At 67.1% G+C, this 6,680-nt stretch carries 8 protein-coding genes; all 8 read left to right on the top strand.

All coding sequences use genetic code 11. From position 1 onward, the window contains the following. Positions 1–493: TonB C-terminal domain-containing protein (locus I6F35_RS04585; RefSeq protein WP_225116446.1), on the top strand; the 493-nt coding region annotated here is incomplete at its 5' end. Between the two features lie 45 nt (positions 494–538). After that, positions 539–2,413: a putative porin gene (locus I6F35_RS04580; RefSeq protein ID WP_225116445.1), complete on the top strand. Its 1,875-nt coding sequence runs from the start codon at positions 539–541 to the stop codon at positions 2,411–2,413. Between the two features lie 2 nt (positions 2,414–2,415). Beyond that, complete coding sequence (locus tag I6F35_RS04575; RefSeq protein WP_225116444.1) at positions 2,416–3,015, top strand: hypothetical protein; 600 nt, start codon at positions 2,416–2,418, stop codon at positions 3,013–3,015. Next, complete coding sequence (locus I6F35_RS04570) at positions 3,012–4,082, top strand: peptidylprolyl isomerase (protein WP_225116443.1); 1,071 nt, start codon at positions 3,012–3,014, stop codon at positions 4,080–4,082. Before I6F35_RS04575 ends, I6F35_RS04570 begins: the two co-directional genes overlap by 4 nt. Before the next feature lie 8 nt (positions 4,083–4,090). Beyond that, positions 4,091–4,840 (top strand): hypothetical protein, encoded by a 750-nt coding sequence (locus I6F35_RS04565; RefSeq protein WP_225116442.1) that lies wholly within the window; start codon positions 4,091–4,093, stop codon positions 4,838–4,840. 24 nt (positions 4,841–4,864) lie between these two features. Then, positions 4,865–5,392 carry a YbjN domain-containing protein gene (locus I6F35_RS04560; RefSeq protein WP_225116441.1) on the top strand — a complete coding sequence of 176 codons (528 nt, stop codon included), beginning with the start codon at positions 4,865–4,867 and terminating at the stop codon, positions 5,390–5,392. A gap of 15 nt (positions 5,393–5,407) precedes the next feature. Further along, on the top strand, positions 5,408–5,758 hold the full coding sequence (locus I6F35_RS04555; protein WP_225116440.1) for a hypothetical protein: 351 nt from the start codon (positions 5,408–5,410) through the stop codon (positions 5,756–5,758). A gap of 168 nt (positions 5,759–5,926) precedes the next feature. Then, positions 5,927–6,676 carry a transglycosylase SLT domain-containing protein gene (locus tag I6F35_RS04550; protein ID WP_225116469.1) on the top strand — a complete coding sequence of 250 codons (750 nt, stop codon included), beginning with the start codon at positions 5,927–5,929 and terminating at the stop codon, positions 6,674–6,676. Positions 6,677–6,680 lie beyond the last annotated feature (4 nt).

Here is a 6,680-nt window from a genome sequence, read left to right as displayed (position 1 = left end):
GAAGATGATCGAGCAGCCGAAGATGGCCGAGCCCGAGTTCAAGGAAGAGAAGCCGATCGAGAAGCCGCAGGACGAGCCGGTCAAGGACGCCAAGAACGACGAGCCGCCGGGGCCGCTGTCGCTTGACGCCAAGGCCACCGGACCCGGCGATCTCTTCAATCTCGGCGGCAAGGAGGGCGGCAGTCCTTACGGCGGCGGGGGCGGCGGTGGCAGCCGCTGGGGCTGGTACGCGTCGATGGTGCAGGCGCAAATCGAATCCGCGCTGCGCGCCAACAACAGGACGCGCAGGGCGGTCATGGAAGTGCAAATCCGCCTCTGGGCCGACAGCACCGGCCGCATCAACCGCGTTCAACTGGTGCCGTCGACCGGCGATGCCGAACTCGATGCGCTGATACGCAACGACGTGCTCGGCGGCCTGACGCTGCGTGAGCCGCCGCCGAAGGACATGCCGATGCCGATGGTGACGCGCGTGACCGCGCGTCGGCCGAGCTAATCCGACTCTATCAAACACAACGGACTGAAGAGGACTGGGGACAAAATGTTTGAGATCAATCCAGGTGCACGCCGGCGCACGCTGCGGCTCGCTGTCTCGCTGGCTGCGCTGTCCTGCGCGGCGCCGGCACTGGGCCAGACCGCGGACCAGGCCGGCGCGCCTGAGAAGAAGGTGGAGTCGAAGCGGCCGAAAGTGTCGGATGCCAGGCCGACCTCGCCGAATGCCACCGTCAACCTGCTCAACCTGATGGTGAAGCGCAAGCTGCTCAGCGAGGACGAGGCGCAGTCGCTGATCAAGCAGGCCGAGGACGAGGCCTATGTGTCGCGGCAGGCCTCCAGGGATGCCTCCAGCAAGGCCGATGAAGCCGCGAAGGCGGCGACGGCGGCCGCGGCGGCGGCCAATCCGCCCGGCACCAGGCACGTGACCTATGTGCCGGAGATCGTGAAGCGGCAACTCCGCGAAGACATCAAGAAGGAGGTAATGGCGAAGGCCGAGAAGGAGAACTGGGCCTCGCCGGGCAAGTATCCGGAATGGGCGCAGCGCATCCGCTTCTACGGTGATTTCCGCGCCCGCTATCACGGCAGCTTCTTCCCCACCGGCAACGATCCGTTCTTGCCCAACTTCAACGCAGTCAATTCGGGCTCGCCCTACAACGTGTCCGATGACAACATCAACCAATTCCCGTCATACAACACCTATCAGAACCGCAACCAGGTGCGGCTGCGCGCCCGCCTCGGGATGGATGCCGACCTCACCAACGGCTTCGCGGCGGGCCTGCGGATCGCCACCGGCGAGAGCAACTCGCCGGTCTCGACCAACCAGACCCTGGGCGGCAGCGGCTCGAACTTCTCCAAATATTCGATCTGGCTCGATCGGGCGTTCCTGAAGTATCAGCTGCCGAACCAGGACGTCGTGGCCTCGGTCGGCCGGTTCGACAATCCGTTCTGGTCGCCGACCGACCTGGTCTGGTACCGCGAACTGGGCTTCGACGGCTTCGCCGTGCAGGCCAAGCAGGAGGTGATGCCTGATATCACGGCGTTCGGCGTGCTGGGCGCGTTTCCGATCTACAATACCGACTTCAACGTGGGTACCAGCTCGCTTTCCTTCAATGGTGGAGGAAAGCTTCCGAGTCACGACAAGTGGCTGTTCGGCGGTCAGGCCGGTTTCGCGGCACGGTTCGACCCAGTCTCCGAATTCCGCTTCGGCGTCGCCTATTACGACTTCGAAAATGTCCAGGGACAGGCCTCTGCGCCCTGTTTTGTGTTGAACGCCGCGGACAGTTGCAGTTCTGACCTGACGCGCCCGCTGTTCGCGCAGAAGGGCAACACTTATTCGGCGTTGCGCAACATCATCTCGGACAGCTACAACGACTTCGGAACGATCACTCAGTTTCAATACTTCGGGCTGGTCCAGAAATATCGGCCGGTGGTCGCCAGCGCCTCGCTCGACCTCGGCGAATTCCACCCGTTCCACATCGTACTCGACGGCGAGTTTGTCTGGAACTCGGCCTTCGATCGCGCACTGACGGTGGCCGGCACCGGGCCTGGGGCTCTGCCCAACATCCCCGGCGTCGCTCTCAACAACCGCGCCGGCACCGCGAATGGCGCGGTCGGCCCGTTCAACGGCGGCGACATGGGCTGGATGGCGCGCGTCACGGTCGGCAACCGCGAGATCAAGCACTTCGCCGACTGGAACGTCCATGTCGGTTACAAATACCTGGAATCCGACGCGACGCTCGATGCCTTCGCCGACGCCGATTTCGGGCTCGGCGGCACCAACCTCAAGGGCTACTTCCTCGGCGGCAATGTCGGCCTCAGCGAGAACGTGTGGGCAACCGTGCGCTGGCTCAGCGCCAACAACATCGCCGGCTCGCCCTATGCCGTCGACGTCCTCTTGGTCGACCTCAACGCGAAGTTCTGATCATGAAGAAACGCATCCTCACCTTCCTCACGATCGCCGCCGCGGTGGGTTCGCACGTCGACCTCGCCTGCGCCGACACCGAGACCGACCGGCTGCGCGAAGCCCTGCGCAGCGCCACCTTGCAGACCCGGCAATTGGAGGACCAGCGCACCGCGCTGCAGGCCAAGCTGGCGGACGCCGAGCGCGACAAGGCCGCGGCCAAGGCCCAGGTCGACGCCGCCAAGGCGCAGGTGCGCCAGGTCGAGAAGCAGCATCGCGAGGCGGTCGACGAGTTCAACAAGCGGCTCGCCGAACGCGACGAGACGCTGGAGAAGTGGAAGTCAGCCTATGAGGAGGCCGCCACCGTCGCCCGCGACAAGGACGCCGCGCGCGCCAAATTCGAGGGCGAGGCCAACGCCTACAAGGCCTCGACCAAGGGCTGCATCGCCAAGAACGACCAGATGCTGAAGGCCGGCCGCGAGCTGTTGAAGCAGTACAAGAGCGTCACCATCGGCGACACCATCGTCGCGCACGAGCCGATGCTGGGGCTGCGGCGGGTGGAAATCCAGAACCGGATCCAGGACAGCGGCGACAAGATCCTCGACCAGAAGGCAGAACAATGAAACGCTCTCTTTTCCGCGGCGCACTCCCGATCCGGTCCGTGCGCGTGTCGCTCATGGCAACGGCGCTCGCCGGCCTGCCGCTGGCCGTCGCCGCCCAGACGGCACCGCCGCCGGCGCCGCAGCGTCCGGTGCAGGCCGTCGCCAAGCCGAAGCCGGTGGCCCCCGTCGCCGCGGCTCCGCAGCCGGCGGCGACGACGCAGGGCGCGGCCACCGCGAAATCCGGCGCCGGTGACGACGTGATTGCCCGGGTCGGCAGCACCAACATCTCGGCCGACCAGATCCGCGCCTATGTCGCCGCGCTCGGGCCGCGCGAGCGCGCCGCGTTCGGGCAGGATCCGAACCTGCTCGGCCAAGCGGTGCGCTTGATGCTCGCCAACCGCCTGGTGCTGCAGGAGATCACGGCCAAGAAGTGGGACCAGCAGGCGGCCATCGCCGAGCAGCTCGAGCGGGTGCGCGAGAGCGCGGTGGTCGAGCTCTATCTGCAGCAGGTCTCGACCCCGCCGGCCGGCTTCCCGAGCGAGGACGAGTTGCAGAAGGTCTATGACGCCAACCGGGCCTCGTTCCTGACGCCGCGGCAGTTCGAGCTGGCGCAGATCTTCGTGCCGGTGGCCAAGGACGCCGACAAGGCGGCCGAGGACACGGCGAAGAAGGCGGTCGAGGACATCCAGCGCAAGCTGAAGGCCCCTGGCGCCGACTTCGCCGCGCTCGCTAACGAGACCAGCGACGCCAGGAACGCCGACAAGACCGGCGGCGCGCTCGGCTGGGTCGCGGAAAATCAGATCCGGCCGGAGATCCGCAGCCAAGTGATGGCGCTCGCCAAGAGCGCGATCGCCGAGCCGATCAAGCTCGACGACGGCTGGCACATCATCAAGCTGACCGACACCAAGGCCTCCTACACCAAGACCTTGCCGGAGGTGCGAGAGTTGCTCACCCAGCAGATGCGCAGTGAGCGCGCTGCCGCGCTGCGGCGGGCCTATCTCGCCGAGCTGTTGAAGCAGAACCCGCCCGTCATCAACGAGCTCGCGCTGTCGGGCCTGATCGGCGGCCCGGCGCCGGCGGCGCGGTAGCCTGCGCGATGGCCGCGATGCCGCCGCGCGCCGCACCGGCCCCGGACCTGACGCTGAGCGCCGGCCAGCTCCGGACCCTGCTCGCGATCGGCGGCTACCGCGGCGACGTGATTGCGAGCTGGCGGCGGCACCTGCTGCCGGCCGGCTGCCGGGTCATGTTGCAGTTCGGCGATCAGCTCGCGCGCGACGGCGACGGTCCGACCCAGGTCGTGATCCGGTGCAGCCTGGAGCTCAACGGCGATGCCGCGCGGATCGGCGAGGTGAGCTATTGGCAGATCCGCAAGGTGCTGCCGGTCACGGTGGACGGCGAGCGCGTCCAGCTGGCGCTCGACGCCGACCTGTTGCTCGGCAGCGCAATCCGGCTCGACGATGTCCTGGCGCAGGGCGCGGCGATCGTTCGCCATCTGAAGCTGCTGCTGTCGGACGCCCGTCGGACGCTGAGCCATCTGCCGGTCGACGACCGGACGGGCGAGGACACCGGTCCGCCGGTGGTGCGGATCGAGGCCCGCTTCGCCGCCGACCTGGCCGCCGGGCGCTCCGGCCTCGTGGCCCCCGAGCCCGGCGGACCGGCGCCGGTGCGCACCACCACGCGCCATCTCGCCATCGGCATGGCAGCCTGCGACTGCCTGGCCGATCACGTGCTGCCCGAGCTGGCGCAGGCCGTTCGCGCTGTCATCGCGCAGGCGCGATCGACCCGCGCGCTGCCGGACCACCACAACCTCCGCACCACAACCCACCCGCATTCCGCCGCCATTTGACGATCTCTCATCACGGAGCTTTCCATGTCCGATGACACCATTACCAAACTGACTCTCGAGAGCCTGCGCGACCTGTTTCAGCTCGCCGGCTATCGCGTCGAGACCTTGACCGATCCCGTCGCCAACATGTCCTATCTGCGTTCCGGGACCAACGGACTGGCGTTCGACGTCCGCCCTGGAAACCGGATCGGCGACGAAGAGCAGAGCTTCATCGATGTCGCCCTCATTGCCGTGCTGCAGGTGCAAGGCGAACTGCCGCTTGACGTGGTCAACCGCTGGAATGCCACCCGCCGGTTCGCACGCCTGCAGTTGAGCCCGCCGTTTCTCGCTCTGTCGCTCGACTTCTCGGTGGCGGGCGGCGTGACGCAGAATAATCTGCGGGCCCAGATCGAAATCTGGGATCACCTGGTGCAGCAGCTCGTGGCCTATCTGCGCGAGGAGCTGGCCAATCTGTCAAAGGCCAAGGCGCCAGCGCCGGCTGCGAGCGCGGCCTTGCAGACGCCGGCCACCGATCGCGTCGCCGAGACCGACGTACCCCATACGGTGCAGTAGTCGCGCTACATGCGGATGAAGAGAGGTCGCGTCTCCTGGCGACGACGAAGCGCGCGAGGGCTCGGCGCGGCGCTGGGCGCGCTCGCCGTGTTGTTCGGGGACAAGCCGACCTCGGCAAGGGCCGCGCCCGATGTCGATGGCAGGCTGAACGCGGCACAAGTGCCGGCGGCTTGGCAGGATTTTGCCAAGCGCCTGCAGCTTCGATTGCAGGAGCGGCTGGCGTCGGACTCTACGCCGGCGCTCCGCTTCCACGATGCGATCGCAAGGCGCGCACCTGAGGCCGGGGCGGCGCCACCGTCGATTGTCGTGCGCGTGTGGGTGATGCCCGACGGCAAAGTGCAGCGCATCGAATTGGAAAGGCCTTGACGGCGACGCCTCGCATGATCTGTCCGCGCTTCTGATCGGAGATGGCGTGGGCAGCACGCCGCTCGATATGCCGCAGCCGCTGCGCATGCGGCTCTCCTTGCGACCGAAGACGCCCGCGGAGGATTGAAAGTGCCAGCAGCACGGGCATGGCAGCGACGACGCGGTCTGATGATGGCGATGGCTGCACTATCCGCCACTTTGATGATGACCGACGGTCGGGCCGAGCCAGCCATCAACGATGCGAGTTTCGCTGTCCGTTACGCCGCGATCGAAGGGCCCGCAGACACGGTGCCCGCGCCGGGCCCACCGTCCGGCGGGCCGCTGGCTGGTCCTCCGGCTCCAGCCAAGCCCGATGCGCCCATGAACCGTAGCGACGCGCTCGCCTACTACCGGGCGCTGATCGAGAAGGAGGCCGGGCGGCAGGGACTGCCGCCGGCCATTGCCGAGGCAGTGATGGCAGTGGAGAGCGGTTACAATCCGGGCGCGATCGGCGGTGTCGGCGAAATCGGATTGATGCAGATCCTGCCGTCGACAGCGCGCATGTTGGGCTTCACGGGAAGCAATGCCGAGCTGGCGATGCCGGAGAACAACATCCGCTACGGCGTGACTTACCTCGCGCAGGCGTGGCGGCTTGCCGGCGACCTTTGCACCGCGACGATGAAGTATCGCGCAGGGCACGGCGAAACGCGCTTCTCCCATCTTTCGGTGAACTACTGCCTCGCCGTACGCGCCAAGCTGGCCGCGCGCGGATTTCCCGTCACCGGCAGCGTGCCGGTGGCAACCTTCGGCAAGCCGGCCGGGCAAGGCGGCGGCTGCGGTCAAAAATGTCTTCGAACAGCAGCCGTCGGCCGCGTCGATCTCGCAGCCCTCAACGCCAGGCTGAGCGCAATCGTGATGCAGGCGCGCAGCGGAAGGTGAGGGG

Origin of the sequence: Bradyrhizobium sp. BRP22 (genome assembly GCF_020194175.1) — a bacterium.
In the GTDB taxonomy this organism is placed as follows: Bacteria; Pseudomonadota; Alphaproteobacteria; order Rhizobiales; family Xanthobacteraceae; genus Bradyrhizobium.
The sequence above is the reverse complement of the archived record's forward strand: the minus strand, read 5'-3'. Positions and strand labels throughout refer to the sequence as shown.

Bases quoted from the DNA above. Each gene is read 5' to 3' on its own strand.
- I6F35_RS04575 (WP_225116444.1), top strand. From the start codon at position 2,416: ATGAAGAAACGCATCCTCACCTTCCTCACGATCGCCGCCGCGGTGGGT.
- I6F35_RS04580 (WP_225116445.1), top strand. From the start codon at position 539: ATGTTTGAGATCAATCCAGGTGCACGCCGGCGCACGCTGCGGCTCGCT.
- I6F35_RS04555 (WP_225116440.1), top strand. From the start codon at position 5,408: ATGAAGAGAGGTCGCGTCTCCTGGCGACGACGAAGCGCGCGAGGGCTC.
- I6F35_RS04560 (WP_225116441.1), top strand. From the start codon at position 4,865: ATGTCCGATGACACCATTACCAAACTGACTCTCGAGAGCCTGCGCGAC.
- I6F35_RS04570 (WP_225116443.1), top strand. From the start codon at position 3,012: ATGAAACGCTCTCTTTTCCGCGGCGCACTCCCGATCCGGTCCGTGCGC.
- I6F35_RS04565 (WP_225116442.1), top strand. From the start codon at position 4,091: ATGGCCGCGATGCCGCCGCGCGCCGCACCGGCCCCGGACCTGACGCTG.
- I6F35_RS04550 (WP_225116469.1), top strand. From the start codon at position 5,927: ATGATGGCGATGGCTGCACTATCCGCCACTTTGATGATGACCGACGGT.